This window comes from Mumia sp. zg.B53, from assembly GCF_019550935.1.
In the GTDB taxonomy this organism is placed as follows: Bacteria; Actinomycetota; Actinomycetes; order Propionibacteriales; family Nocardioidaceae; genus Mumia.
In genome coordinates, this window is sequence record NZ_JAHWCK010000006.1 from 126,908 (window position 1) to 152,986 (window position 26,079).

The 26,079-nt window shown below is 70.3% G+C and carries 19 protein-coding genes, 1 tRNA gene and 1 pseudogene; 8 read left to right on the plus strand and 13 right to left on the minus strand.

Annotated features, from left to right (window positions below; all coding sequences use genetic code 11):
* Positions 1–5: 5 nt before the first annotated feature.
* The 5 genes from KV102_RS17740 to KV102_RS17760 form a co-directional block, all read right to left on the minus strand.
* Positions 6–884: an ABC transporter ATP-binding protein gene (locus tag KV102_RS17740; RefSeq protein WP_301022375.1), complete on the minus strand. Its 879-nt coding sequence runs from the start codon at positions 882–884 to the stop codon at positions 6–8.
* Positions 881–2,053, minus strand: a complete 1,173-nt coding sequence (locus tag KV102_RS17745; RefSeq protein WP_255559403.1) for a branched-chain amino acid ABC transporter permease — start codon at positions 2,051–2,053, stop codon at positions 881–883. The genes KV102_RS17740 and KV102_RS17745 overlap by 4 nt, the downstream gene beginning before the upstream one ends.
* Positions 2,050–3,024 carry a branched-chain amino acid ABC transporter permease gene (locus KV102_RS17750; protein WP_220344427.1) on the minus strand — a complete coding sequence of 325 codons (975 nt, stop codon included), beginning with the start codon at positions 3,022–3,024 and terminating at the stop codon, positions 2,050–2,052. Before KV102_RS17750 ends, KV102_RS17745 begins: the two co-directional genes overlap by 4 nt.
* 82 nt (positions 3,025–3,106) lie before the next feature.
* Entirely contained in the window at positions 3,107–4,324 is a 1,218-nt protein-coding gene (locus KV102_RS17755; protein WP_301022374.1) for a branched-chain amino acid ABC transporter substrate-binding protein, read from the minus strand.
* Positions 4,325–4,570: 246 nt separating this feature from the next.
* Positions 4,571–4,653, minus strand: a tRNA-Leu gene (locus tag KV102_RS17760).
* A 44-nt stretch (positions 4,654–4,697) separates the two neighbouring features.
* Between KV102_RS17760 and KV102_RS17765 the strand changes: the two genes are divergently transcribed.
* Entirely contained in the window at positions 4,698–5,363 is a 666-nt protein-coding gene (locus tag KV102_RS17765) for a response regulator (RefSeq protein ID WP_308290366.1), read from the plus strand.
* A gap of 12 nt (positions 5,364–5,375) precedes the next feature.
* On the opposite strand, the gene KV102_RS17770 is transcribed toward KV102_RS17765, so the two are convergent.
* On the minus strand, positions 5,376–6,122 hold the full coding sequence (locus tag KV102_RS17770; protein ID WP_220347069.1) for a DUF554 domain-containing protein: 747 nt from the start codon (positions 6,120–6,122) through the stop codon (positions 5,376–5,378).
* 140 nt (positions 6,123–6,262) lie between these two features.
* Here KV102_RS17770 and KV102_RS17775 point away from each other — a divergent pair, with 140 nt between their 5' ends.
* Both KV102_RS17775 and polA read left to right on the plus strand, forming a co-directional pair.
* Complete coding sequence (locus tag KV102_RS17775; protein ID WP_220344431.1) at positions 6,263–6,874, plus strand: GNAT family N-acetyltransferase; 612 nt, start codon at positions 6,263–6,265, stop codon at positions 6,872–6,874.
* A gap of 69 nt (positions 6,875–6,943) precedes the next feature.
* Positions 6,944–9,658 (plus strand): DNA polymerase I, encoded by a 2,715-nt coding sequence (gene polA / locus KV102_RS17780; RefSeq protein WP_220344432.1) that lies wholly within the window; start codon positions 6,944–6,946, stop codon positions 9,656–9,658.
* Between the two features lie 27 nt (positions 9,659–9,685).
* On the opposite strand, the gene KV102_RS17785 is transcribed toward polA, so the two are convergent.
* On the minus strand, positions 9,686–10,888 hold the full coding sequence (locus KV102_RS17785; RefSeq protein ID WP_220347070.1) for a polysaccharide biosynthesis protein: 1,203 nt from the start codon (positions 10,886–10,888) through the stop codon (positions 9,686–9,688).
* A gap of 22 nt (positions 10,889–10,910) precedes the next feature.
* Between KV102_RS17785 and KV102_RS17790 the strand changes: the two genes are divergently transcribed.
* Positions 10,911–12,470 carry a hypothetical protein gene (locus KV102_RS17790; protein ID WP_220347071.1) on the plus strand — a complete coding sequence of 520 codons (1,560 nt, stop codon included), beginning with the start codon at positions 10,911–10,913 and terminating at the stop codon, positions 12,468–12,470.
* 15 nt (positions 12,471–12,485) lie between these two features.
* On the opposite strand, the gene KV102_RS17795 is transcribed toward KV102_RS17790, so the two are convergent.
* From KV102_RS17795 to KV102_RS17805, 3 genes are read right to left on the minus strand one after another with little or no spacing between them, the layout of a single operon-like run.
* A complete protein-coding gene (locus tag KV102_RS17795) occupies positions 12,486–13,244 on the minus strand; it encodes a decaprenylphospho-beta-D-erythro-pentofuranosid-2-ulose 2-reductase (protein ID WP_220347072.1) in 759 nt (252 codons plus the stop codon).
* 13 nt (positions 13,245–13,257) lie between these two features.
* A complete protein-coding gene (locus tag KV102_RS17800; RefSeq protein ID WP_220347073.1) occupies positions 13,258–14,622 on the minus strand; it encodes an FAD-binding oxidoreductase in 1,365 nt (454 codons plus the stop codon).
* On the minus strand, positions 14,619–15,506 hold the full coding sequence (locus tag KV102_RS17805; protein WP_220347074.1) for a decaprenyl-phosphate phosphoribosyltransferase: 888 nt from the start codon (positions 15,504–15,506) through the stop codon (positions 14,619–14,621). The genes KV102_RS17800 and KV102_RS17805 overlap by 4 nt, the downstream gene beginning before the upstream one ends.
* A 158-nt stretch (positions 15,507–15,664) precedes the next feature.
* Here KV102_RS17805 and KV102_RS19335 point away from each other — a divergent pair, with 158 nt between their 5' ends.
* A complete protein-coding gene (locus KV102_RS19335) occupies positions 15,665–15,793 on the plus strand; it encodes a hypothetical protein (RefSeq protein WP_255561208.1) in 129 nt (42 codons plus the stop codon).
* Between the two features lie 12 nt (positions 15,794–15,805).
* Here KV102_RS19335 and KV102_RS17810 read toward each other — a convergent pair whose 3' ends face one another.
* Positions 15,806–16,906 carry a glycosyltransferase family 4 protein gene (locus KV102_RS17810; RefSeq protein WP_220347075.1) on the minus strand — a complete coding sequence of 367 codons (1,101 nt, stop codon included), beginning with the start codon at positions 16,904–16,906 and terminating at the stop codon, positions 15,806–15,808.
* Positions 16,907–16,995: 89 nt separating this feature from the next.
* Here KV102_RS17810 and KV102_RS17815 point away from each other — a divergent pair, with 89 nt between their 5' ends.
* Entirely contained in the window at positions 16,996–17,748 is a 753-nt protein-coding gene (locus tag KV102_RS17815) for a class I SAM-dependent methyltransferase (protein WP_308290367.1), read from the plus strand.
* Positions 17,745–21,914, plus strand: a complete 4,170-nt coding sequence (locus KV102_RS17820; protein WP_220347076.1) for an alpha-(1->3)-arabinofuranosyltransferase family protein — start codon at positions 17,745–17,747, stop codon at positions 21,912–21,914. Before KV102_RS17815 ends, KV102_RS17820 begins: the two co-directional genes overlap by 4 nt.
* A gap of 56 nt (positions 21,915–21,970) precedes the next feature.
* Here the strand turns inward: KV102_RS17820 and KV102_RS19340 are convergent.
* Positions 21,971–23,026 (minus strand): annotated as a pseudogene (locus KV102_RS19340) (acyltransferase family protein); the annotation flags it as partial.
* The gene (locus tag KV102_RS17825; protein WP_220347077.1) at positions 23,023–24,849 is read right to left on the minus strand and encodes a hypothetical protein; all 1,827 of its coding nucleotides are present in this window, start codon (positions 24,847–24,849) and stop codon (positions 23,023–23,025) included. The pseudogene KV102_RS19340 and the gene KV102_RS17825, both read right to left, overlap by 4 nt.
* Positions 24,850–25,020: 171 nt before the next feature.
* Between KV102_RS17825 and KV102_RS17830 the strand changes: the two genes are divergently transcribed.
* Positions 25,021–26,061 carry a DUF3068 domain-containing protein gene (locus KV102_RS17830; protein ID WP_220344440.1) on the plus strand — a complete coding sequence of 347 codons (1,041 nt, stop codon included), beginning with the start codon at positions 25,021–25,023 and terminating at the stop codon, positions 26,059–26,061.
* Positions 26,062–26,079 lie beyond the last annotated feature (18 nt).

Consider the following 26,079-nt stretch of genomic DNA (forward strand, 5'->3'; position numbering starts at 1 on the left):
CCACGTCAGTCTTCCTCTCCGAGGTAGGCGGCGATGACCGTCGGGTCGTTACGGATGTCCTTGGGGAGCCCGTCGGCGATCTTCTTGCCGAACTCCAGGACCACGATCCGGTCGGTCACCCCCATCACGAGCCGCATGTCGTGCTCGATGAGCAGCACCGTGTAGCCGTCGTCGCGGATGGTCCGGATGAGCTCCATGAGCTCTTCCTTCTCGGCAGGGTTGAAGCCTGCCGCCGGCTCGTCCAGGCACAGCAGCTTGGGGTCGGTCGCCAGCGCGCGGGCGATCTCGAGCCGGCGCTGGTAGCCGTACGGGAGAGCGCTCGCCTGGTCCATCGCCTTGTCGGCGATGCCCACGAACTCGAGCAGCGCCATGCCGCGGTCGATGGCCTCCTTCTCCTCGCGGTAGAGCCGCGGGGTACGGAACAGCGAGCCCCAGACACCCACCTTGTGCCGGGCGTCGAGACCGACGACGACGTTCTCCAGAGCCGTCATCTCGCCGAACAGGCGGACGTTCTGGAAGGTCCGCGCGATGCCGAGCCTCGTGATCTTGTGCTGCTTGCGTCGGCCGATCGCCTCGCCCTCGAGGAGCACCTGGCCCTCGGTGGGGCGGTAGACGCCGGTCATCGCGTTGAAGCACGTGGTCTTGCCGGCACCGTTGGGACCGATGAGACCCAGGATCTCTCCGCGCTTGATGTCGAACGACACGTCGTCGAGCGCCGTGAGTCCGCCGAAGCGCATCGTGAGGTTCTGGATCTCGACCAGTTTGTCCCCGACCTCGACGGCGATCTCGCGCTCCGGAGCAGCGAGCTGGGCCACCTCGGAGTCGAGCGGCGGCGGGGCGTCCGGCTTCGGGGTGGCCGACGGGGGAGTGAGCTTGTCGGTCACTGTCCTGCCTCCTTCGTGGCCGGAGCGGAGGGAGCCTCGGAGAGGTTCGCGATCCGCTTGTGCGCTCGGCGTTCGAACGTGAGCAGGTGGGGACGCTTGCCGAAGAGACCCTGCGGCCGGAAGATCATCAGCACGACGAGCACGGCACCGAAGATGAGGTACTTGTACTCGGCGATCGCGGTGAACCGCAGCGGGATGTAGGCCACGAGCGCCCCGCCGATGATCGCTCCGAACTTGTTGCCCTGGCCGCCAAGGACGACTGCCACGAGGAACATGATCGACATCTGGACGTCGAACCGCTGGTTGTTGACGAAGCCGATCTGACCGGCCGCGATGGCACCTGCGCCGCCGCCGAGGGCGGCGCCGATCCCGAACGCCCACAGCTTGAAGCGGAAGGTGGGGACGCCCATGATCTCGGCGGCGTCCTCGTCCTCACGCAGGGCGATCCAGTTGCGTCCGACACGGCTTCGCTCGAGGTTGCCCAGCGCGATCATGATGACGATGATCACCGTGATCGTCAGCCAGTACCACGGCGCGCCGGCGCTGTTGACGAACACGTCGTTGCCGTCCGCGTCCTGGCCCGGCGGGCGACCCACGTTCTGGAAGCCGACCTGGCCCTTCAGCGCCGGGATGATCGTCGCCAGCAGGCGGATGATCTCGCCGAAGCCGAGCGTCACGATCGCCAGGTAGTCCCCGCGGAGCCGCAACGTGGGGATACCGAGCAGCACCCCGAACACCACCGTGACCATGGCCGCGAGCGGCAGCGTCAGGAGGTAGGGGATGTGCACCAGCGTGGAGTCCGGCGACGTCCACAGAGCGGCGACGTAGGCACCGACGGCGAAGAAGCCGACGTAGCCCAGGTCGAGGAGGCCCGCCTGGCCGACGACGACGTTCAGGCCGATCGCGACGAGGGCGTAACGGGCCATCTCGGCACAGGCGAGCGGCCAGTTGTTGCCGGGCTCGGTGGTGATCAGCGGGATGTTGACCAGCGGCAGCGCGAAGGCCGCCGCGACGGCGATCAGCAGGAAGCCCCACTGACCCGTGCGCGGAAGATGGTTCCACCAGTACGAGAGACCTCGCAGGCGGGACGGCTTGGTCGTCTCCTCGACCAGCTCGTCGGCGCGGGCCTGGGACTCCGAGGCCCCGCCCATCGGCGTACCGGTGCTCATGCCCTCACCTTTCCGAGGTTGCTCCCGAGGATGCCTTCCGGTCGGACCATCAGGACGACGATCAGGACGACGAAGCAGACGACGTCGGTCCACTGCGCGCTCCCGAGCAGGATCTGCCCGTAGTTGCCGATCAGTCCGAGCAGCAGCCCGCCGAGGAGTGCTCCCCGGACGTTGCCGATGCCGCCGAGGACTGCCGCCGTGAACGCCTTGACCCCGAGGAGGAAGCCACCGAGGTAGAGGACGCCCGACGGCACCTTCATGACGTAGAAGAGCGCTGCCACACCGGCGAGGAGGCCACCGATGATGAACGTGCTGATGATGATCCGCTCGCGGTTCACGCCCATGAGGGTGGCCGTGTCGGGATCCTGCGCGACAGCGCGGATGCCTCGACCCAGCTTGGTCCGCCGGATGAACTGGTCGACCAGGATCATCATGAGGATCGCTGCGCTCACGATGAGGATCGAGTCGAAGTAGATCAGCGTCCCGCCGATGTCGAAGATCGCCTTGTTCTCGAACATGATCACCGACGGCTCGGGGTTGGGCCCGCGCCAGACGAAGATCAGGTACTGGATGACGAACGACATGCCGATCGCGGAGATCAGGAAGACGAGCCGTGGCGCGCCCTTGTCACGCAGTGGTTTGTAGGCCACCCGTTCGACGATGAAGGCTGTGATGGCGGACGCGAGCATGCCGAAGACCACCGCCAGCAGCAGGTTCGCTGCGATCGCGTACCAGGCGAGGTTCGGGACGGAAGGGCCGAAGCCGAGGGACGTGAGGGTGAAGACGATCGCGTACGCACCGACGATGAAGACTTCGGAGTGCGCGAAGTTGATGAGGTTGAGAACGCCGTACACGAGCGTGTACCCGAGCGCGACGAGTGCGTAGATGCCGCCGAACGTGAGTCCGTCGACGGTCGCGCTCCAGAAGTTCGCGCCCAGTGCCTCCCAGTCGAGGGTGATCCACTGGTCCACTAGGGCTCCTTTTGGGAGTCGGAAGGGGCAGAAAGGGGGCCCGTCTGGATCAGACGGACCCCCTCCGTTGGGCAGTCGGTTGTTACTCGATCACGCCGACCGAGACGATCTTGCCGTCCTGCACCTTGTAGCCGTAGACGGGAAGCTCGGTGAGCTCACCGGTCTCGTCCCACTTGAAGGTCTTGCTGATGCCCTGGGCGTCGTAGTTCTTGACCCAGTCCTTCAGCTTGGCGCGGTCGGTGTTGCCGGCATCGATGCCCGCGAGGAGCACGGTCGTGGCGTCGTAGCCCTCGACCGAGTAGGTGCCGGGGTCGACACCCTTCGAGACTCCCTTGTAGGCGTCGGCGAAGCTGGTGATCAGCTCACCGGGGATGCACGGGCAGGTGAAGTAGGCGTTGCTCGAGGCATCGCCGGCCTGCTTGACGAACTGGTCGTCCTTGACGCCGTCCGGGCCGATGAAGATGCCCTTGTAGCCCTTGCTCACCAGCTGCTGGTTGAAGGGTGCCGCCTCGGCGTAGTAGCCCGAGTAGAAGACCGCGTCCGGCTTCGCGGCGAGGATCTTGGAGATCGTGGCCGAGAAGTCCTTCTGGCCCGTCGTCACCTTGTCGGTGCCGACGAGGGCGTCACCGAGCGCCTTGGTCGTGGAGGTCGCGAGGCCGATGCCGTAGTCGGAGTCGTCCTGGACGACGTAGACCTTGTCGGCGCCGAGCTTCTCGGCGAGCACCGGCACGGCCGGGCCCTGGACGTTGTCGTTGCCGAGACCGCGGAAGAACGTCGTCCAGCCGTTGGTCGTCAGCAGCGGGTTCGTCGCCGACGGCGTGATGTGGACGAGTCCGGCCTGCTCGAAGATGTTGCCCGTCGCCTTGGACTCACCCGAGAAGGGGAGACCGACGACACCGATGATGTTCTCGTCGTTGGTCGCCTGCGTCACCGGGCCGGTGGCCTTGTTCGGGTCGCCCTCGGTGTCGAACTTGCGCAGCTTGACCTGGCAGTTCGGGTTGGCCTCGTTGTGCTCGTTGATCGCGAGCTGGACGCCGTTGAGGATGTTGATGCCCAGCTGGGCGTTGGGGCCGGTCTCGGCGCCGAGGTAGGCGAGCGTGGTCGTCGCCGGGCACTCCGCCTTGCCGTCGCCGGCCGGGGTGACGGCATCGTCCGGGGCGTCGATTGCGGTCTGGACCTCGAGCTCGGGAGCGGCGTTGTTGTTGTCGTCGCCGTTGTCGCCATCGTCGTTGTTGGCGCAGCCCGCGAGGGCCAGGGCCAGCGCTGCGGCGAGCGCGAGCGCCTTCGTGGAACGAGACACGGTGGTGTCCTCCGATTCGTCGTGCCCGGCCCCGGAAGTGCCGAGGGCGGGGGTGGTGCGTCCCATGCAGTAACTGCATCGTTTTAGCACAGCCGAGGGCGTTCGCAGCCCGATGATGGCAAGCCGTTATGAAACGGTTGGAATCCCTTACGACACGGTTGTCCCAGTCAACGATCTTGGGCGAGGGCGAGCGTCAGGGACGCATGGTGCGCGGAGATTCCTCGGCGCGCTCGCGAAGGTGAGGTGTGCCGGGTGCGGGACTCGAACCCGCACGCCCTCTCGGACAGTGGTGTTTGAGACCACCGCGTCTACCATTCCGCCAACCCGGCTCGCGCCCGTCGGACACCGGCAGGCGCGGGATAACCTTACTCATGTGACATCTGCGCAGAGCACCCCTGGTAGTCCCCCTCCCGTCCGTCGCGTCGTCATCGCGGAGGACGAGGCCCTCATCCGCCTCGACCTCGCCGAGATGCTTGCCGAGGAGGGCGTCGAGGTCGTCGGTCAGGCGGCCGACGGCGAGCAGGCGGTCGCCCTCGTCGAGGAGCTTCGTCCGGACCTTGTCGTGATGGACGTCAAGATGCCCAAGCTCGACGGGATCTCGGCCGCCGAGCGGATCGCGGCGCAGCGGATCGCCCCCGTCGTCATGCTGACCGCCTTCAGCCAGCGCGAGCTCGTCGAGCGGGCCCGGGACGCGGGTGCGATGGCCTATCTCGTCAAGCCCTTCAGCAAGGCAGACCTCGTCCCGGCGATCGAGATGGCCGTGAGCCGGTTCGCCGAGGTCGCGGCCCTCGAGGCCGAGGTGGCGAGCCTGGAGGACCGGCTCGAGACGCGTCGCGCGGTGGAGCGGGCGAAGGGATTGCTGCAGGAGGCTCTCGGGGTGTCCGAGCCGGCGGCGTTCCGGTGGATCCAGAAGACCGCGATGGACCTGCGTCTGCCGATGCGTGCCGTGGCCGAGGGCGTCGTGGAGCACGGGCCCACCCTCGGTGGTGCGGCGGTCGCCGACGGCGCTGCCGGACCCGCAGACGACGCGCGGGAGTAGGCCCGACGGTCGTCAGCGCAGCCAAACCACCGACTGGACGAGCAGCGGCGCGACGACGAGCGCGGGCAGCATGTCGCCCACCGCGACGGATCTGAGGTTGAGCAGCCGCAGGCCCACGCCGACGAGGAGGACGCCACCGGTGGCGGTGAGCGCCACGACGTGCGGCTCGGGCACGAAGGACCCCAGGAGCGCCCCCAGCACGGTGAGGCCGCCCTGGACGACCCCGACGGTGATGGCCGCTGCCATCACGCCGACCCCGAGCGATGCGGCGAACGCGATCGCCGCGAACCCGTCGAGCGCGGACTTGAGGAGGAGCTGCTCGGCACCCCCGCCGAGACCGTCGGTGAGGGCTCCCAGGATCGTCAGCGGCCCCACGCAGAACACGAGTGACGCGGTGACGAAGCCTTCGACGAACCGTGCGCGGGCCCCCTCGTCGTCCGATCCGCCGAGACGGCTCTGGAGCCACGTGCCCGAGCTCTCCAGACGGTGCTCGAGGCGGAGCAGCGACCCGATCAGCCCGCCGATGACGACCGCACCGAGCACGATGAGGACGGGCGCGCTCGGGCCGACGGCGTCGGACAGGACGCGGTCGGTGACGGCAACGGCCGAGAGCCCGGCGATGAGGAGCGTCACCAGGCCGAGCCCGTCGGTGACGACGACGCGGGTGCGGGCCGGCAGACGGTTGCCGACGAGCAGGCCGATCCCGGACCCGACGAGGACGGCGACCACGTTGGCGACCGTTCCTGCTCCGACGAACACGAGTCTCCCTCCCCAGCCCGCTGACAGCGGGCTCCGCCACGGCGTAGTGTTTCACTCCGAACTCGACACCATGCCGCTCGGTGCGGGCCTTCGCCCGCCGGAGCACGAGTCGCGGGCCGCCGCTCGCAGGAGGAGGAGTGGTGGCGCGCCTTCAGATGGAGGTCCGTGAGGCAGTCCCCGGTGACGCCCGCAGCCTGATCGACCTGTGGTCGGTCTGCGTCGCGGAGGGCGCTGCGCTCGCCGACCCGACGCAGGTCGTGGCCGCGTGGGAGGAACCCTCGGAGGACGAGGCGCGGCAGGCGCTGACCCTCGTGGGCGACTCCACGTCTCGGCGGTTGTGCGTGGCGGTCTTCGGTGACCGGGTGGTCGGCGCCATCCACGTCGACCTGTCCCCGGCGACGCCGCTGCACCTTCGGACGGTCGTCGTCGTGAGCGAGCTGCACGTCGACCCGCGCTTCCGCCGCAAGGGCGTCGCCTGCGCGCTGATGAACGTCGCGGTGGACTGGGCCGAGCAGGTCGACTCTTCGCTGGTGTACGCGTGGGCGCCGTCGGACTCGCGCGACGCGCACCGCTTCCTCACCCGGCTGGGGTTCGGCCACTACGCCACCGTGCGTGCCGCGAAAGTGCGGGTCCTGAGGGCGCGCGCCGTCGGCCGTACGGGCGCCAGCCGGGGCACGGGGCGCCTGATCGCCGTGCGCCGGTCGCTGCGCCGTACGCGCGGGGAGCTCGCCGCGGTCCCCGCCGGCGACTGAGCCGGTCGGTCGAGGGAGGGGCCGGTCGGCCGGACGAACGCTGTCTGCCGCGCCCGTTAGAGTCGGTGCGTGGATTCGACCAGCACCGCTGACACCGCACCGGCCGACGACGCAACGGTCGACAACGGCCGTCTGCTCCTCATCGACGGTCACTCCGTCGCCTACCGCGCGTTCTTCGCGCTCCCCGTCGAGAACTTCTCGACCACCACCGGACAGCACACCAACGCGGTCTACGGCTTCACGTCGATGCTGATCAACGTGCTCCGCGACGAGCAGCCGACCCATCTCGCGGTCGCCTTCGACGTGTCCAGGCAGACGTTCCGCAGCGAGCAGTACGCCGAGTACAAGGCCAACCGCTCCAAGTCGCCGGAGGAGTTCAGCGGCCAGGTAGCCCTGGTCAAAGAGGTGCTGGACGCGCTGCGGGTGACCTATCTGGAGCTCGAGGGCTACGAGGCCGACGACATCATCGGCACCCTCGCGACGCGCGCCGAGCAGGACGGCTTCGAGGTGCTCATCTGCACCGGCGACCGCGACGCCCTGCAGCTGGTCACCGACCGCACGACCGTCCTCTATCCCCGCAAGGGCGTCTCCGACCTCGCGCGCATGACGCCGCAGGCGGTCCAGGACAAGTACGGGGTCGCCCCGGAGCGCTATCCCGACGTCGCCGCACTCGTGGGCGAGACCAGCGACAACCTCCCCGGCGTCCCCGGTGTCGGTCCCAAGACGGCGGCCAAGTGGCTCGCCCAGTTCGACGGCCTCGAGGGCCTGGTCCGCGACGCTGACAAGGTGCCGGGCAAGGCGGGGCAGTCCTTCCGCGACCACCTCGGCGACGTCGTGCGTAACCGTCGGATCAACGCCCTGGTCCGAGATCTCGACCTCCCCGTCACGACGGCCGACCTCAGCCTGCAGCAGTGGGACCGCGATGCCGTCCACCGCGTCTTCGACGGGCTGGAGTTCCGAGTGCTGCGCGACCGCCTCTTCGAGACGCTCTCGACCGAGGAGCCGGAGGCCGAGGAGGGCTTCGAGGTGGCCGGCGAGGTGCTCGGCGAGGGCCAGGTCGGCCCCTGGCTGGCCGAGCACGCGCCACCCGGCGTCCGGGTCGGTGTCCAGGTGAGCGGCGCCTGGGGGCGCGGCACGGGGCGCGTCGATGCCCTGGCCGTCGCCACCGCCGAGGGCGCTGCCGCCTGGTGGGACGTCTCCACCCTCACACCGGCCGACGACACCGCGGTCGCGTCGTGGCTGGGCGATGCCGACCGGCCCAAGGTGATCCACGACGCCAAGGGGCCGATCCTCGCGCTGCGGGCCCAGGGATGGGCCGTGGACGGGATCGCCAGCGACACCGCGCTCGCCGCCTACCTCGCACGACCCGACCAGCGCTCCTACGACCTCGAGGACCTCGCGCTGCGCTACCTCAAGCGCGAGCTGCGGGTGGAGGACCACGGCGACCAGCTCACCCTCGACGTAGCCGACGACGCCGCGGCGCAGGACGCGATGCTCCAGGCGGCCGCCGTCGTCGAGCTCGGCTCAGCGCTGGACGCCGAGCTCGACAAGCAGGGTGGGCGCACGCTGCTCGACACCGTCGAGCTGCCCCTCGTCCAGGTGCTGGCCGACATGGAGGAGGTCGGGGTCGCGGTCGACGGCGACGCCCTCGAGTCGCTCGAGGACGAGTTCGCCACGCGGGTCCGCACCGCCGCCGAGGAGGCGTACGCGGTGATCGGCAAGGAGATCAACCTCGGCTCGCCCAAGCAGCTGCAGGTCGTCCTGTTCGACGAGCTGGGCATGCCCAAGACCAAGCGGACCAAGACCGGCTACACGACCGACGCCGACGCCCTGCAACAGCTCTACGTCAAGACCGAGCACCCGTTCCTCCTGCACATGCTCGAGCACCGCGACGCCACCCGGCTGCGGGTGACGGTCGAGGGCCTGCGCAAGACGGTGGCGCCCGACGGTCGCATCCACACGACCTACAACCAGACCATCGCCGCCACCGGTCGACTCAGCTCGGCCGACCCCAACCTCCAGAACATCCCGATCCGCACGGCTGCCGGGCGCCGGATCCGTGAGGCGTTCGTCGTCGGCGAGGCGTTCGAGACGCTGCTGACGGCCGACTACAGCCAGATCGAGATGCGGATCATGGCCGACCTGTCGGAGGACCACGGCATCATCGACGCCTTCAACTCCGGCACCGACTTCCACACGCAGACCGCGGCCCGGGTGTTCCAGGTCGACCCGGAGTCGATCGACGTGGGCATGCGCTCACGGATCAAGGCGATGAACTACGGCCTGGCCTACGGGCTCTCCTCGTACGGCCTGAGCCAGCAGCTGGGCATCGAGACCCGTGAGGCCCAGGCGCTCATGGACGAGTACTTCGCTCAGTTCGGCGGCGTGCGCGACTACCTGCGAGGCGTGGTCGACGAAGCCCGCCGGACCGGGTTCACGGAGACCATCATGGGTCGCCGGCGTTATCTCCCCGACCTCACCAGCGACAACCGTCAGCGTCGCGAGATGGCCGAGCGGATGGCGCTCAACGCCCCGATCCAGGGATCGGCCGCCGACATCATCAAGGTCGCGATGCTCGGCGTGCACCGGGCCCTGCGGGAGTCGGGGCTGGCGTCGCGGCTCCTGCTCCAGGTCCACGACGAGCTGGTGCTCGAGGTGGCGCCGGGGGAGCGGGACGAGGTCGAGAAGCTCGTCCGCGCCGAGATGGCGGCAGCTGCGACCCTCGCTGTCCCGCTCGACGTGTCCGTCGGTGTGGGGCGGTCCTGGCACGAGGCGGGCCACTAGCAGCGCCCGTCGTCGCCGGCGGCGACGTCAGTCTCGGGCGCGGGTCGACAGCGCCCAGGCGGTGGCGGCGACGACGGCCGACGTCGCCACCATCGTGGTCACGACGCCACCGACGTGGAGCGGTGCCAGCAGGATCACGCTCGCGGCGACGGCGCTCGCGGCCCACAGGAGCGAGACGATGCCGTGCGAGCGGCGCGCGAGCGCGTCGAAGACGAGGAGCTGGACGATCGCCAGCAGCGAGCCCTCCAGCGCGAAGAGCCAGAGCAGGGGCTGGACCTCGGCGTACTGGTCTCCTCCCACGAGGATGAGCGCCAGACCGGACAGCGCTGCCGTCGCCGCCGTCGCGCAGGCGCCGACGATCGCCACGGCGAGGATGGCGAGCCTCCGAGCTCTCTCCGCCCGCGCACGAGCGAGCCGGGGGAACGCGACGATGCCCACGAACTGCGGAAGGAACAGCGCCGCCTTGGTCAGGATGAGGCCGGCGCCGTAGAGCCCGCTGTCGTGCGGGTCGAGGGCGACGCGGGCCAGGAGCGCGTCGAGGTTGCTGAGGACGAGGTAGGCGAGCATGGCGTGCGAGCCCGCGAGGACCTCCCAGACGTACGGTCGAGCGCCGACGACGCCGCCCACCCGCAACAACCTCCCGCAGAGCAGGATCGGCAGCCACGCGCCCACCATGACGCCGGCGATCGCCGCCGTGGGGGTCGGGCTGATCAGCATCGCCGCCGTCCCGAACACGATGCGCCCCACCCCGCTGGCCACGTAGACCGCCGACAGCGAGGTCCACCGGTGCTGCCCCTGCGCGATGCCGGCGAGCGCGCCCATCAACGTCAGCGGGACGACCGCCGCTCCGCAGAGCACCACGGGCCAGGGCGAGTCCAGCCGGAGAGCATCGGCGATGAACGGACTCAGGACGGCCAGCACGCCGCCGACGGTTGCCCCCAGGGCGAGGGAGACCGTCGTGGCCGTCGCCGTGACCCGCTCGGCCGAGGCAGGTGCGACGGCGATCCGACGGGCCGTCGTCGTCTGCACCGCGAGCGCCGCGACGTTGGCGACCAGGATGACGCCCAGGAGCGCGGTCAGCGCACCGAACGAGGCAGGCACGAGCGCCCGCGCGGCGACGAGGTTGAAGGCGTACGCGCCGGCGTTCATGACCATCATGGCCACGGCGATGCGTCCCCCCGCGCTCACGGCGGTCGACGACGGGCTCGGTGGGGACGTGGGCTCAGACACGGACCAGATATAACCATGCGTGATGAGTCGACGACGTTGGGGGAAGGCCTGGCCGTGGGTCATGGCGCTGCTGGTGTGCGCGCCGATGCTCGCCGGCGGCTACGTCCTGTCCTACGACATGGTCTTCGTGCCGCGGTTGGACATCGCCCGCTCCGACGTGTGGGGACTGGGCTCGGCGACGCCGCGCGCCGTTCCGTCGGATGCCGTCGTGGCGCTCGCGAACCTGGTGGTCCCGGGGTGGCTGCTGCAGAAGGTGGTCCTGGTCGGGAGCCTCGTCGCGGCCGGTGCCGGAGCGATGAGGATGCTGGAGCGCTTCGGTCTCGGCGCCCAGGTAGCAGGGACGACCTGGTACGTCTGGAACCCGTACGTCGCCGAGCGCCTCGTCATCGGTCACTGGCCGCTGCTGGTGGCGTACGCGGCACTGCCGTGGCTCGTCGTCGCCTGTCTCCAGGTCCGTGCGGGGGAGGGGGTGCGCTGGTGGCGCTGGGTGGTCCCCCTCGCCGCCACCGCGCTGAGTCCCGCGTCGGGGGTCATCGGCGCGGTCCTGGCGCTGTCGGTGTGCGGCTGGCGGCGCTGCGGGAGGGTCGTCGTCGTGGCTGTGGCGGTCAACCTGCCCTGGATCGTGGCCGGACTCGCCCACGCCGGGACGGGCCGCAGCGACCCGGCAGGGGTCGCCGCCTTCGCGTTGAGGCCGGAGGCGGGGCTCGGCAGGCTCGGCGCGGCACTCAGCCTCGGCGGCATCTGGAACGCCGACGTGGTCCCCGACTCGCGGAGCCTGGTGACCGCCACGGTGTTCTGCGTGGTGCTGTGGGTGGTGATGGTCGTCGGTGCGGCGGCCGCGTGGCGGGGTGGCCCAGCCCGCGAACCGGTGCGCGCGCTCGCGCCGGCCGCGGTCGTGGGACTCGTCGTCGCCCTCCTCGGGGCGTACGTGCCCGGGCTGCTGGAGTGGGTCGTCGAGTTCGTGCCCGGTGGAGGGCTGCTCCGTGACGGTGCGCGCTACCTCGCTCTGCTGGCGCCGCTGCAGGCGATTCTCGTGGCGGCGGGCCTCACCGTGCTCGCGGGGCGGCTTCGTGCCGGATTCGCTCGCTGGAGCGTGCTGGGGGTCGCGATCCTGCTGCCGATCGCGGTGATGCCCGATCTCGCCTGGGGTGCGGGCGGCCGGCTGCAGGCGGTCTCGTACCCGGCCGAGTGGGAGCAGGCGCGCGAGGCCATCGCCGACAGCGATGCCACGGGCGACCTCCTGGTGCTTCCGTTCAGCGCGTTCCGTGCCCCGGCGTGGAACGACGGCCGGGTCGTGCTGGATCCCGCGGGCCGATACTTCCCCCGGTCGTCGGTCGTGAATGACGACCTCGTCGTGTCCGGCAAGGTCGTCGCGGGAGAGGACGAGCGGGCGCGGGCGGTGGCGAGCGCACTCGCGTCGGAGGATCCTGCCGCGGCCCTACGGGCCGAGGGGATCGGCCTCGTGGTCGTCGAGGAGGACGCGTTTGGTGCCGACGAGCTCGACACCGTCCGGGCGGGCCTCGAGCCGGTCTTCAGCGGTGATCAGCTCACGGTCTACGAGGTGCCGCCGACCCGCCCCTGACCGGCCCTCCGGACGTCAGATCGGGAGTCGCCGAAAGACCTGGCGGGGAAGGTGGCGCAGCCCCGACATCACCGGACGCATCGCGCGGGGGACCCAGATCTGGTCGCGTCCGGCCGTGACCGCGGAGACGACCGCAGCAGCGACGTCCTCGGGCGCGACGGCGAGCGGGGCGGGGTCAAGCCCGGCCGTCATGGTGCTGCGGACGAACCCAGGGCGCACGACGAGGACGCTCCCACCGGACGGACGCAGCGCCTCGCCGAGTCCGGTGTAGAAGCTGTCGAAGCCGGCCTTCGTCGATCCGTACACGAAGTTGGACCGCCGGGGCCGCGCGCCGGCGACGCTCGACAGGGCGACGATGCTGCCGTGCCCCTGACGTCGCACGAGCGCACCGAGTGCGACGCCCACGGTCACGGCGGCGGTGTAGTTGACCGTGGCCAGCTCGGCCGCGGCGCTCGCGTCCTGCCACGCCTGCTCGTTGTCGCCGAGCAGCCCGAAGGCCACGACGGCGAGGTCGATGTCGCCGCCGGCGGCCGCCGCCTCGACGACCCTCTCGTGGCTCTGGAGGTCGTGGGCGTCGAAGTCGACGGTCTCGACCGTGGCACCCCAACCGCCCACGGCAGCGACCGCGTCGTCGCGACGGGAGGACGGACGGCCGGCGAGGATCACACGCAGTCCCGGGCGCCTGGCCGCGTAGGCACGGACGATGGCGAGCCCGATGTCGGACGTCGCCCCGAGCAGGAGGACGGACTGAGGGGTGCCGGTGGCGTCGATCATGGGTCTCCGAAGGTCAGAGGGCGAGGCGGCGGGCGAGGTCGGTGCAGAAACGGTTGTCGGGGTCGACGTCAGCACGGATCCGGCGGAACTCGTCGAGCCGAGGGTACATAGCGGCGATGGTCGAGGGCGCCGCCCGTGAGTCCTTGGCGAGGTAGAGCCGTCCACCGGCCTCGGCGACCCGGGTGTCGAAGCGGTCGAGGAACGCTCCGAGTCCCGGAGCCACGGGAAGGTCCACCGCGAGGGTCCATCCCTCGATCGGGAACGACATCGGCGCGGGGTCGCCCGGTCCGAATCGCTTGAGGACGTTGAGGCAGGACACGTACGGCGAGCGGGCGATGTCCACGACGATGCTGCGCAGCGTCTCCTCGGCGCCGAACGGGACGACGAACTGGTACTGGACGAACCCGCGCGCACCGTAGAGGCGGTTCCAGTCGGAGATGACGTCGAGCGGGTGGAAGAACTGCGTGATGTTCTGCACCTCCTGCTCGCGGTGCCGGGGGGCCCTGTGGTACCAGGCGGTGTTGAACGCGCGCGCGGTCGCGCTGTTGACGAGACCGCTCGGGACCAGGCTCGGGACCGTCCCGAGCGACGGGGCGTCGAACCGCAAGGCGTCGTTCGCGTAGCGCGGACCGAGATCGGCCGGGGTGGCTGCACGGCCCCGGGTCACCACCCCCCGCCCCAGCCCGCGCCCGGTGAGGGTCGTGTCGAACCAGGCGACGCTGTACGGGTAGCGCTGGTCTCCGTCGGAGAGCACGGCGATGAGGTCGTCGATGTCACGCGTGCGCTCGGTGTCGACGAGGAAGTACGAGGACGACGTCCGGGTCAGCGCGATCGTCGCGGAGAGCACGACGCCGGTCAGGCCCATGCCGCCGACCGTCGCCCAGAACAGCGGGCTCTCGTCGCCGTCAGGAGTCAGCCGCCGGACCGTGCCGTCCGCGGTGAGCAGCTCGAGCGCGGACACGTGCCGACCGAAGCTGCCGTCGCGGTGGTGGTTCTTGCCGTGCACGTCCGCCGCGACCGCGCCACCCACCGTGACCTGACGGGTCCCCGGCAGCACCGGCAGCCAGAGTCCCCGTGGGAGAAGCACCTTCATCAGGGTGTCGAGGCTGACACCGGCCTGGACGGTCACCGAGGGGGTGTCCTCGTCGATCGCCACGAATCCGTCCAGGGCGGTGAGGTCGAGGACCGTGCCGCCGGCGTTCTGCGCGGCGTCCCCATAGCTGCGTCCCAGTCCTCGGACAGCGACGCCGCGGGGACCGGAGTCGAGGACTCCGCGCCGGACCTCGTCGACGGTCAGCGGCACGCGGAGCTCGCCCACGGTTGCGCTGGTCCGACCCCATCCGGACAGGCTGGTACGGCGTGCCGGTGGAGTGCTCATGCGGTGACTGTCCCGACGGCGAAGATCAGCAACCAGATGACTCCGACCGCCTGCAGACCGCGGTCGCGCAGGACGATGTCCTCCGGCTCCCCCGCGAGCCCCCGGTCGACGTCGACGGCATAGCGCAGGACTCCGATGACGAAGGGCGCGATCGAGATGGCCTGCCAGGGGTTTCCGTCGACGGAGGAGATCTCGAAAGCCCAGAGGCTGTAGGCGGTGATCGTGACACCGGCCGCGAGGGTCCAGACGAAGCGGAGGTAGGACTCGGAGTACTGCTCGAGCGAGCGACGGGTGCCGCTGCTGCTGCCGAGGGCGTAGAACTCCGAGTAGCGCTTGCCGGCGACCATGAACAGGGACCCGAACGCGGCGACCAGCAGGAACCACTGGGACAGGGGCACCCCCGCGGCGAGACCACCACCCACGGCGCGGAGCAGGAATCCCGAGGAGACGACGGCGAGATCGATCACGGACATGTGCTTGAGCCACAGTGCGTAGGCCACCTGCAGCACCGCGTACGTGAGCAGCGTCAGCCCGAACCGCCAGTCGAGCAGCGCCCCGCCGCCGATCCCCCCCGCGGACAGGATGACCGCGGTGACGAGCGCCGTCGTCACGCTCACCTCGCCGGCGGCGATCGGACGCAGCGCCTTGAGGGGATGACGGCGGTCCTCCTCCACGTCGCACACGTCGTTGACGAGGTAGACGGCGGCTGAGACCGCCGTGAACGCGAGGACGGCTGCCACGACCCGCAGGGCGACCTGCGGCTGCGTGAGCACGCCGGCGGCGAGGGGCGCCGTGGCGACCACGACGTTCTTCAGCCACTGACGTGGCCGCGTGGAGACGACGAGCGACCGGCTCGGTGACCGGCGGGCTGTGGTGGGGCTCATGATGACGTCACACTAGGGGATCGGAACCGTACGGAGAGGGGCCGGTGTGACCGCGCGAACCACCTCGCCAAGATGTTGGTCATCCGGTGCAACTCACTGGTAACGTGAGCCCCCGGACCTCAGGAGGGAAGATTCACGTGGGCAGTTTCCTTGGTGGCGTGGCCGCCATCGTCATCGGTGTCGGTCTTGGAGCCGCGACCGTCGTCGGCGTCGTTCAGAGCAACGCGGCGGACAACGATCCGCCACAGCCGACGACGTCGGTGGTCGACTACGGGTCCAATAGCTGACCTGTCAGACACTTATCGAGAGGGCTTCGCCAGGACACTGGCGAAGCCCTCTCGTGTCTGTGCCCACGTGAAGACCCGCGACTTCTCGTACGCTCCCTTGCCGAGACGCTCGCGGTACTCGTCGTCGGTCAGCATCGCAAGGATCGCGTCGAGGAACTCGGCGTGGTCGTCGACGAGGATGCCGGACTCGCCGTCGTCGATGGACTCGCGGGTGCCGCCGGCGGAGCGGTAGGCCACCGTCGGCGTGCCGTGCGAGCCGGCCTCGCCCACGACGAGGCCCCACCCCTCCTTGAGCGACGGCAGCGCCATCAGCCAGGAGCTGGCGTAGATCTCGTGCTTCGTGCGCTCGTCGATGAAGCCCGCGAACACGACGCGGTCCGCGACGCCCCGCTCGGCCGCGTACGCGCGCAGCTCCTCCTCCCACCAGCCGTCGCCGACGATGGTGAGTTCGAGGTCGGGCAGCTGGGTGAGCGCGGCGACGGCGTCGATCGCGTGCTCGACCTGCTTGTGGGGGACCAGGCGACCGACGACGCACAGGGACGGGTGAGCCGTGCGCCGAACGTGCGTCACAGGGCTCGGGTCGGTGCCGTTGTGGACGATCGAGATTCTGTCTGCGGCGACGCCGAGCGCCACCAGCTCGTCGCGCGTCGCCGTGGAGACCGCGACGTAGCGGGACCGACGGTAGAGACGCGGTGCGAGCTGCGACTCGATCCACCAGCCGACCCGTCCGACGAAACCGGGGTAGACCACCGGCCACTGCTCACGGTGGACGTGGTGCACGAGGACCACGACCGGCTTGCGGGTGGCGAAACGGGTGAAGAAGGGGAGACCGTTCTGCACGTCGACGACGACGTCGACCCGCCCGAACCGGCGCAGCAGCAGGCCAAGCAGCGCGAAGGCGTACACGCCCATCTTGCTGCCGCGGCGCACGAAGCGGATCCCGTCGCGCACCTCGTCGCGGGGGGCGTGGTCGTGGGCGGCGCAGAACGCCGTGACCTCGTACCCGCGTTGCACGAGCCCGAGGGCGACCTCCTCGACGAATCGCTCCGACCCGCCACCCTCAGGGTTGCGGGTGTCGCGCCAGTTACAGATCAGCACATGGGTCCGTGACATCGAAATCGGACTCCCTCCCAAAGTCGGGCAATATTACCAGCGAGTCAGGGGGTCACGGAACGTTCGTCACGGTCGGTTATCGTCGGCGCGTGATCGATGCGTCCCCGCCCGTTGTCCCGAGCTCGCGCCCCACGCTGGGTCGCTCGGTGCGTCTGTTCCGCGCCCACCGCGTCGAGCAGACCGATCCCGCGTACTTCTACGGGATGCTGGCGGCGGACTCGGTCGCGCAGGTCGCCGACTACGTCGACCTCCGGGGCAAGAGCGTGCTCGACGTCGGAGGCGGTCCGGGTTACTACGCCCGGGCGTTCCGGGACGCCGGCGCCTCGTACATGCCGCTGGACTCCGACATCGGCGAGCTGTCGGGTCGGGGTGAGCCCGAGCGGGGCACGGTCATCGGCAGCGGCATGGACCTTCCCTTCCGCGACGGGGCGTTCGACGTCACATACTCATCCAACGTCCTCGAGCACGTGGAGCGGCCGTGGAGGATGGCCGACGAGATGGTGCGGGTCACCCGCCCCGGCGGGCTCGTCGCGATCTCCTGGACCCTCTGGTACGGACCGTGGGGAGGCCACGAGACCTCGCCGTGGCACTACCTGGGCGGAGAGTACGCCGCTCGCCGCTACGAGCGGGTCCGCGCGCAACGCCCGAAGAACCGGTTCGGCACCTCGTTGTTCAAGGTGACGGCTGCCGACGGGCTCTCCTGGGCACGAAACGCGGAGCACCTGGACCTGCTCGACGTGTTCCCCCGCTACCACCCCGGATGGGCCCGCTGGGTCGTGCACGTGCCTGTCCTGCGCGAGGTGGCGTGCTGGAACATCCTGATCGTGGGCCGGCGACGATGAAGGACGCGCCCGCGCGGTTGACGTGGCGACTCCGCCTGTTCGCGTGCTCGGTCCTCCTCACGGGGGTCGCGTTCGTCTCCGCGCCGGGCGAGATCGTCGCCGACACCAAGCTGGACCAGGCCGTCGAGCCGGGTCTGTACCTCGCCCGGACGCTCCACCTGTGGGACCCGACAGCCGGGTTCGGGCAGGTGCAGAACCAGGCGTACGGCTACCTCTTCCCGATGGGACCGTTCTTCTGGCTCGGGTCCTCCCTGGGGATCGAGCCATGGATCGTGCAGCGTCTGTGGTGGGCGCTCGTGCTCGTGGTCGCGTTCCTGGGCCTGGTCAAGCTTGCCGGCTCACTCGGCATCGGATCACCGTGGTTCCGCATCCTCGGCGGCCTGGCGTACGCCCTGTCGCCGCGCATGCTGACCAACCTGGGGCCCATCTCCATCGAGGTGTGGCCGTTGGCGCTCGCGCCGTGGGTCCTCCTACCGCTCGTGCTCGGCAGCCGGCGGGGTTCGCCCGTACGAGCGGCCGCGCTGAGCGCCGTCGCCGTGGGCTGCGTGGGCGGTGTGAACGCCGTGGCGACCTCGGCCGTGCTCCCGCTGGGCGTCCTGTGGCTGCTCACCCGCGAACGCGGGCCCCGTCGGCGGTCCCTGATGGTCTGGTGGCCGACGTTCGTCGCGGTCGCGACGCTGTGGTGGGTCGTCCCTCTGCTTCTCCTCGGTCGCCACAGCCCTGAGTTCCTCGACTACATCGAGAGTGCGCAGACCACCACTCTCACGTCGTCGCTCGGTGACGCCCTCCGGGGGACGACCAAGTGGGTGCCGTATCTCTCCAACGTCTCGGGACCCGGCAACTCGTTCCTGGTCGAGCCGCTGCTCATCCTCAACACCGGCCTGCTGATGGCGTTCGGCGTCGCCGGGCTCGCCCGACGTGGGATGCCGCACCGGCGGTTCCTGCTGGCGGGTCTGCTCACCGGGCTGGTCCTCCTGACCCTCGGTCATCTCGGTGCCGTGGAGGGCTTCGGCTCGGCGTACCTCCACAACGCGCTCGACGGTGTCCTCGCACCCTTCCGCAACCTTCACAAGTACGACGCCGTCGTCCGGATACCCATCGTCTTGGGCATGGTCTCCCTGCTGTCGTCGATCGTCGCGCGATCCCGTCAGGCCAGTGCGCGTGCGCGACCGTCGGAGTCGGGGGCGCCGGGGGCACGGCCGTCTCTCGGGGCTGCCGGTGCCGTGGTCCTCGCCGTCGTGCTGGTCTTCGGCGCCTCGACACCTGCGTGGTCCGGCCAGCTGTCCCCGCGCGGATCCTTCCCGTCGCTGCCCGGCTACTGGCAGGAGACGGTCGACTACCTCGCGGACAACGACGACGGTCGTCGCGCGCTGCTCGTCCCGGGGGAGGACTTCGGCGACTACCTCTGGGGGACGACGAACGACGAGGTGCTCCAGGCGCTGGCACGCAGCCCGTGGGCGACCCGCAACGTGGTGCCGCTGGCCCCGGGCAGCAACATCAGGATGCTGGACGCCATCGAGCAGCGTCTCGTCAGCGGAGTCGGCTCGCAGGCCCTCGCGGACTATCTGCGGCGTGCCGGCATCGGCTACCTGGTGGTCCGCAACGACGTCCGCCCGCGCACTGACGTCCCGGGGATGGCGCGGGTCTACCAGTCGATCACCGACACGCCCGGCCTCGAGCGGGTCGCGGGCTTCGGGCCCGAGGTCGGTGGGGAGTCGGTCCTCGACGGCGGTGAGATCGGCCCCGTCCACGTGAACGGCGGCTGGCAGGCCTGGCACACGGCGGTCGAGGTCTACCGGATCGATCCCGATCCCGCGGGCGACGCCGTCGTGGCCTTCGACTCCGACGACGTGCCCGCGGTCGTCGGGGACTCCGCGACGCTGCTCCGGCTCGGCGAGGCCGGCGTGCTCACGGACCAGCCGACGCAGCTTGCGCCGGACGTGCGGGGCACCCCGTCCTCCGTGGTGCTCACCGACGGTGCCCGACGGCAGGAGGTCACCTTCGGTCGCGTGCACGAGAACCGCAGCACCACGCTGACCGCCGAGGACCGGTGGAAGGTCGACCGTCCTGCCCACGACTACGCTACGTCCGGCGACTCCGGGCGCTGGAGGACGGCGGCGATGGTCGAAGGCGCCCGCTCGATCACCGCGACCACGTCGGCCTCGGACGCCGACTACCTCGGCCAGATGGAGCCCTCGCGCGCGCCGTACGCGGCGTTCGACGGCGACCCCGACACGTTCTGGCAGTCGGGCTTCGCCGTGGACGGCGAGCACGCGGTCGAGCTGGGCTTGACCACGCCGAGGGAGGTCCGAGAGGTCGTCCTGAGCAGCCCTCGCGTCCCAGGCGCGCGGGGCCGCGACGTGGTCGTCACGACCGATGCCGGAAGCCGCACTGCCCGGCTCGTGCCGGGGACGACGGTGACCGTGCCGCTCTTCGGGGGAGAGACACGGTTCGTTCGTGTCAGCACCGACCGTGACCTGACGAGTCCGCTCCGCCTGAGCGAGGTCACGATCGCGGGAGTCGCGGTGCGGCGACCGCTCGTGCTGCCGAGTCTGCCGAAGGGCTGGCCTGCTCCCTCGCAGATCCTCCTGTCGACCGACGCGCGTGAGCGGCCGGGCTGCCTCACCGTCGACGGAGAGACACGGTGCCGTGAGCTCAGCGAGCGTCTCGGCGAGGACGGCCGCCGGATCGACCGTCTCGTGTCGCTGCCCGCGGCCGAGTCGTTCGACGCCGACCTGCGGGCGGTTCCCTGGGGAGGCGAAGAGCTCGAGGAGCTCGCTCAGCGCGGTCGTGAGGTCAGGGCGACCACGTCCAGCCGCGCCACGCACGGACTGGCCTCCAGCGGCCTCGCGGCCGTGGACCTCGACGACGGCACGGGTTGGATCGCCTCGGCCTTCGACCCCGACCCCACGCTCACCCTGCGGTGGCGCGATCCGAGCGTCGTCTCGCAGATCGCGATACGCAACGACGAGAACCTTCCCGCCACCACGCCGACGCGCGCGACGCTTCGGTTCGACGACGGATCCGTCCGTGAGGTCACCCTCGGGACCAAGCGGCCTGTGTCGTTCAAGCGCGTCAGAGGCGTCCGCAGCGTCGAGGTGCACCTGGACGCCCCGCGCCTGAGCCGGGGACTGTCGGACCTGGGCGACTCCGGGGCCCTCGGCCTCGGCGTGAGCGAGATCTCACTGCCTGGGCGCGGGCCGGATGTCGGTGCTCTGCTCGGGGACACCAGTCGCGAGTACCGCTGCGGCACAGGTCCGACCGTCGAGGTCGACGGCGTACGTCGCGAGACCGCGCTCGTCGCTTCTCAGCGTCAGCTCTTCTCGGGCGCGCCCGTCCCCGCGCGACTGTGCGGCGACGGACCGGTGACCCTCACCGCCGGCCCGAGCAGGGTCCTCGCCGAGGCCTCCCCGTACGCCCGCCCGTCCACCCTGGTCCTCCAGCGGCAGGCGTTGGCCGCCAACGGAGCACGACCTGCCGCCCTCCAGCGGTGGGAGGCGACCAGTCGGCAGGTGGAGGTCCCGTCAGGACAGGCACTGCTCAACGTCCGCGAGAACCAGAACTCAGGATGGGTCGCCGAGCGTGACGGGGAGCGCCTGACGGCGATGACCATCGACGGGTGGCAGCAGGCGTGGGCGACCCCCGGAGGCGGTGAGGTGACGCTCGAGTTCGTCCCGGACCGGGCCTACCGCGCCGCGATCTTCGGTGGTCTCGGCCTCCTGGCGCTCTTCCTCGCCCTGGCGGCCAGTCCGCTGCTGCGACGTCTCGGCGCCTCCGCGGCACCTCTGGGTGCGGCGAGGGTCTGGCCGTGGTTCGCCGGCGCTCTCGCCGCAGGCGCGCTGCTCCTGATCGGGGGCACGAGTGCGCTCCTCGCCGCGGGCGCGGGAGCCGGGGTGGCCGTGCTGGTGAGGCGGCGTTCGACGAGTCCTTTGGTGCCGCTCGCGCTCGCGGCGTCCCTGCTGTGTGCTCTCGTGCTCGCCTACGCTCTCCGCCCGCACGGCGGGACCGAGATCGAGGCGTGGCGGATGGCCTGGCCTCAGTGGTTGGCGCTGGCGTCGCTGGGCGTGGTCACGGCGACCTGCTTGGAGGACTTGCGGGGTCGCCGCAGGACCCGCCCCAGACTGAGGTTGCGGGCGCGCTCGAGCGGGCGTTCGACCAGCTCGTAGACGGCGACCGACACGACGAGCGTCGCCGCGAGAGTGACGAGCAGGACCATGCCGAACGCGCCGGCGAACTGAGGGATGTCGAGCCAGCGGAAGGTCAGCTCGAGCACCAGCAGGTGGAAGCAGAAGCTGGCGTACGAGATGACTCCGAGGTAGCGCAGCGGCTTCCACGCGAGGACGCGGGCGTACGGGCTGTCGGGATCGGCGAAGACGGCCGGCAGCACGACGACGGTGCTGATGGCGGCAAAGAGCAGGATGCGCATCGCCCGCTGGAACTCCGACTCCGGGACCAGCGCCACCTCGCCTGCGACGGGGGTCGAGGCGACGAGAAGCAGACCCGCGGCGATGACCCACAGCGCTCCGGGACTCGACGCGACCACGCGCGCCCGCCCGGTCCAGGCACTGTCGGGCTCGAGATCGGCCAGCGCGAGGAGCAGGCCGCCGGCGAACCAGGCGAGATAGGAGGGGAGCCACATCGTCGGGGCGGATGCGCCGGGTGCGACCAGATCGGCGACCCCTGCCGTCCACGCGACGCTGACCACGCCGAGAAGGACGAGCACGATCGCGACGGCCCGTGGGCGCCACCGGGAACGCGTGACCGTGTGCGCGATCGCCCACGCGATGACGGGGAGGGCCAGATAGAAGGCGACCTCCACCTCCAGACTCCACATCTGCGTCAGCCCGTGCGGGAAGTCGTACCCGACCGTGATCAGTCGCGTGTGCGTGAGCGTGCGCAGCCACTCGACGGGCCTCAGGTCCTGGTCGGGGAGGATGAGCATCGCTGCCACCACCGCGAGGGCGAAGGTCGGCCAGATGCGGAGCACCCGACGCCACAGGTATCGCCCGGTGGCCGGTCGGCGGCGGCGGTCGCGCATCGCGCTCAGGAACGGTCGTCCGAGGAGGAAGCCCGAGAGGACGAAGAAGACCGCCACGCCGACGTCGAGCCGCGCGAGGAGCCCACCGAAGAACTCGGTCTGGTAGTGACCGGTCGCGAACGCGACGTGGGTGATGATGACCGCGAGCGCGCCGAACGCGCGCAGCGTGTCGAGCCCGGGGTAGGCGTGGTCCGGGAGGCGGTGCCGCACGATGCCGGCGGCCGGTGGTGTGCCGCTCACTGGACCGCCACCAGGTTGCCGATCTGCAGGCTCGTCACGCAGAGGTCACCGCCTCGGAGGTCGTCGAACACCATGTGACGGAACGTGGTGTCGTTGCGGACGACGTAGGTGTTGACCCCCGCGTCCAATGGGATCTCGTCGGCGTTGCCGCCGTACGAGACCACGACCGTGCCGCTGGTCTCGGCACGGTACTGGAGATAGATCCACGGGGCGTACCCCGGGACAGGGCCGCTGGTGCTGACGCTCACGCGGTCGCCCTCGGACAGGCTGGCGATGCAGCCCGGCTCGGCACCGGGCGCGGCCTCTCCGACGATGTTCGGGGTGACGCCTGCCGAGACGGGGATGCCGGCCTCGGTCAGAGTCTCCAGGTTGGTGCCCGCGTCGACGGCGGTGATCTGGGGGAGCGGTGCGAAGAAGTGGGAGGGGAGGGTCGCCGGATACAGCAGCGGCCACATGGTGGATGCCGGGACGTTCTCGTCGGCGATCGTCAGCCGTCCTTCGCCCTGGACGGCCTTCATCGCGTTGGTGACGTACACCCGTGCCGGGAAGTCGGCGTGCCAGAAGTTGACGTAGCGCACGGTGGACACCACCGACCCGATCAGGAGCAGCGCCATCACGGCGACGATCGCGCTCCGGGACGGGACGACGGCGAGCAGCGGCTCCCGACGCGGGGCGCTGGAGTCGGGTGCGCCGCGTAGCCGCAGGAACGCGAGACCGAGGACGAGCACCGTGACCGGCGCTACATCGGCGAGGTAGCGGAGCTCGTGCGCGGCCATCTCTCCCGCCGCGCTGCCGCGTCCGAGGGCCAGGAGCACGCCCTCGCACAGGAGGTAGGCGCCGAGGAGCACCCAGGCCCGCCCGGTGCGCACCCGCAGCAGGAACCCAGTCGCGACGACCGCGGCGAGCAGGATGAGACTGGCTGCCCACAGCACCAGCGGTGGATCGATCCCCACGGTCGGTGCCGCAGCCGGGTCCCAGGCCCACGGTCCGCCGAGGAGCGAGACGGGGAAGCTCTCCACGAGCAGCGTCTGCATGATGAGGCCCAGGCGAAGGTCGCCGGTGGTGGCGACCGGTGAGTCGACGAACGCCAAGCGGTAGCCGAGGTAGCCGGCGAGCACCAGCGCGTACAGCGCCCAACCCTTCCACCACTGCCGAAGGGCACCCAGGAGCCGCGAGGGCAGCGGGCCCCGGCGGAAGTAGGCCACCGCCAGGAAGGGCAACACGAGCGCGATGAGGAGCGCCTTGTCGTAGAAGAGCAGGCCACCCGCGAGCCCGACCGTGGCGACGAGTGCGTGCCGGAGAGCGCCGCTGCGGAGATAGGCGACGTGCCCGGTCACGGCGACGAAGAAGGCGATCTGGACCGGGAGCAGGTTGATGCCGGCAGCCCACCACATGAGCGCCGTCAGCGTCATCGGGGTGAAGAGGAAGACGGCGAACGGCACCAGCGTGGCCAGCCGCTCGCCGAAGAGGGTGCTCAGCATGACCCAGCACAGGATGCTCGCAACGGCCTGGAGGGCGATGAGCGTCCACGCGGCGGCCGTCCAGTTGAAGGGACCCGCCTCGCTGACCAGCCAGCCGATGAGCCGACCGCCCGGCATCAGCTTGTCGTCGTACGGCTCGAGCAGCAGGGAGCGCGTCAGTCCGCGCTCGGTCGCCTGCGAAAGCATCTTGAAGTCGTCGAGCAGGAAGAAGCCGCCGAACACCGCCCACGCTCGGAGGGCGAGCTGGACCACGACGAGGGAGCCGGCCAGCGCACGGGCCTTCTGCCGCCGTTCGAGGTCGTCGGGGAGCCAGCTGGTGACGGCCTGGGAGACGGGGATCACCGTGCGGACTATAGCCGCACTCTGCGCGTCGGCCCGCGGGCTTCGGTGCACGCATCGGCCGGCCGGGTCGCGATTAGGACACGATTGCCTCGCTCGTCGACCACATCGTGTCCGGACCGGGCTACCGGCTGGTAGTGTCACCGGCGTCTCATCGACTGTGAGGGAGTTCACGTGGGCAAGAAGACCGGGTTCGCTGCTGTTGTGATCGGCGCGTTCCTTCTGGTCTTGGCCGTTCTGGCCAAGACGTACGCGTACGACCAGCTGGCCGTAGTGCCGCTCGACCAGGAGTCCACGACGGTCTCCAAGACTGCCGAGGGCAAGGACGCGTCCTACCTGAACGTCGCCGCTCCGAGCGGCCCCGTGATCGAGTCGGGTCCGCTCGAGTCCCGTCGCGTCGTCGTCGGCCAGGTCGAGGCCGGCAAGGATGCGAGTGACGAGCTCGACAAGGACGTCGCGGTGTGGGACACGCTCTCCTACACGGCGCCTCCGGGCACGCCGGCCGAGGAGGCGCTCAGCGGCACGCGCGACGTGGTGCCGTTCGACCGCCACACCGGCGAGACGGTCCGGTGGGCCGGAGCCAAGACGGAGAGCACCGGCGTCGAGATCGAGCCGTTCAGCTTCTTCGGCAACTACTTCAAGTTCCCGTTCAACACGCAGAAGGAGTCGCTCGACTTCTGGGACGGCTCGCTCAAGAAGGCGGTGCCCGCCAAGTACGAGGGCACCGACGAGCTCGAGGGCCTCACCGTCTACAAGTTCGTCCAGACGATCGAGCCGACCAAGATCGCCGAGCAGCAGGTCCCGGGCAACCTCGTGGGCATGCCCGAGGCGTCCACCGTGGTCGCCGACCGCATGTACGGCAACGTTCGCACGCTGTGGGTCGAGCCGGAGACCGGTGTGATCATCAAGGGTCAGGAGGCCCAGCTCGCGACGCTCGACGTCGACGGCGAGACTCGCGCGACGATCACCGACGCGGAGCTGGCCTACGACGACGAGACGGTCAAGGCGACGGTCGACGAGTACAAGACGAAGGCCTCGCTCCTCGGGATGGTGCGCACCACCATCCCGCTGGTCGGCGCCATCCTCGGCGGACTGCTGATCATCGCCGGTGCGTTGCTGCTGCTCCGGGGACGCCGCGACGGTGACGACTCGACGCCCAAGCACACCTCGTCCGACGAGGACTCGCCGGCCGAGCCGTCGACCGCCAAGGCCTAGCGGTGTGACGTTGTCGTA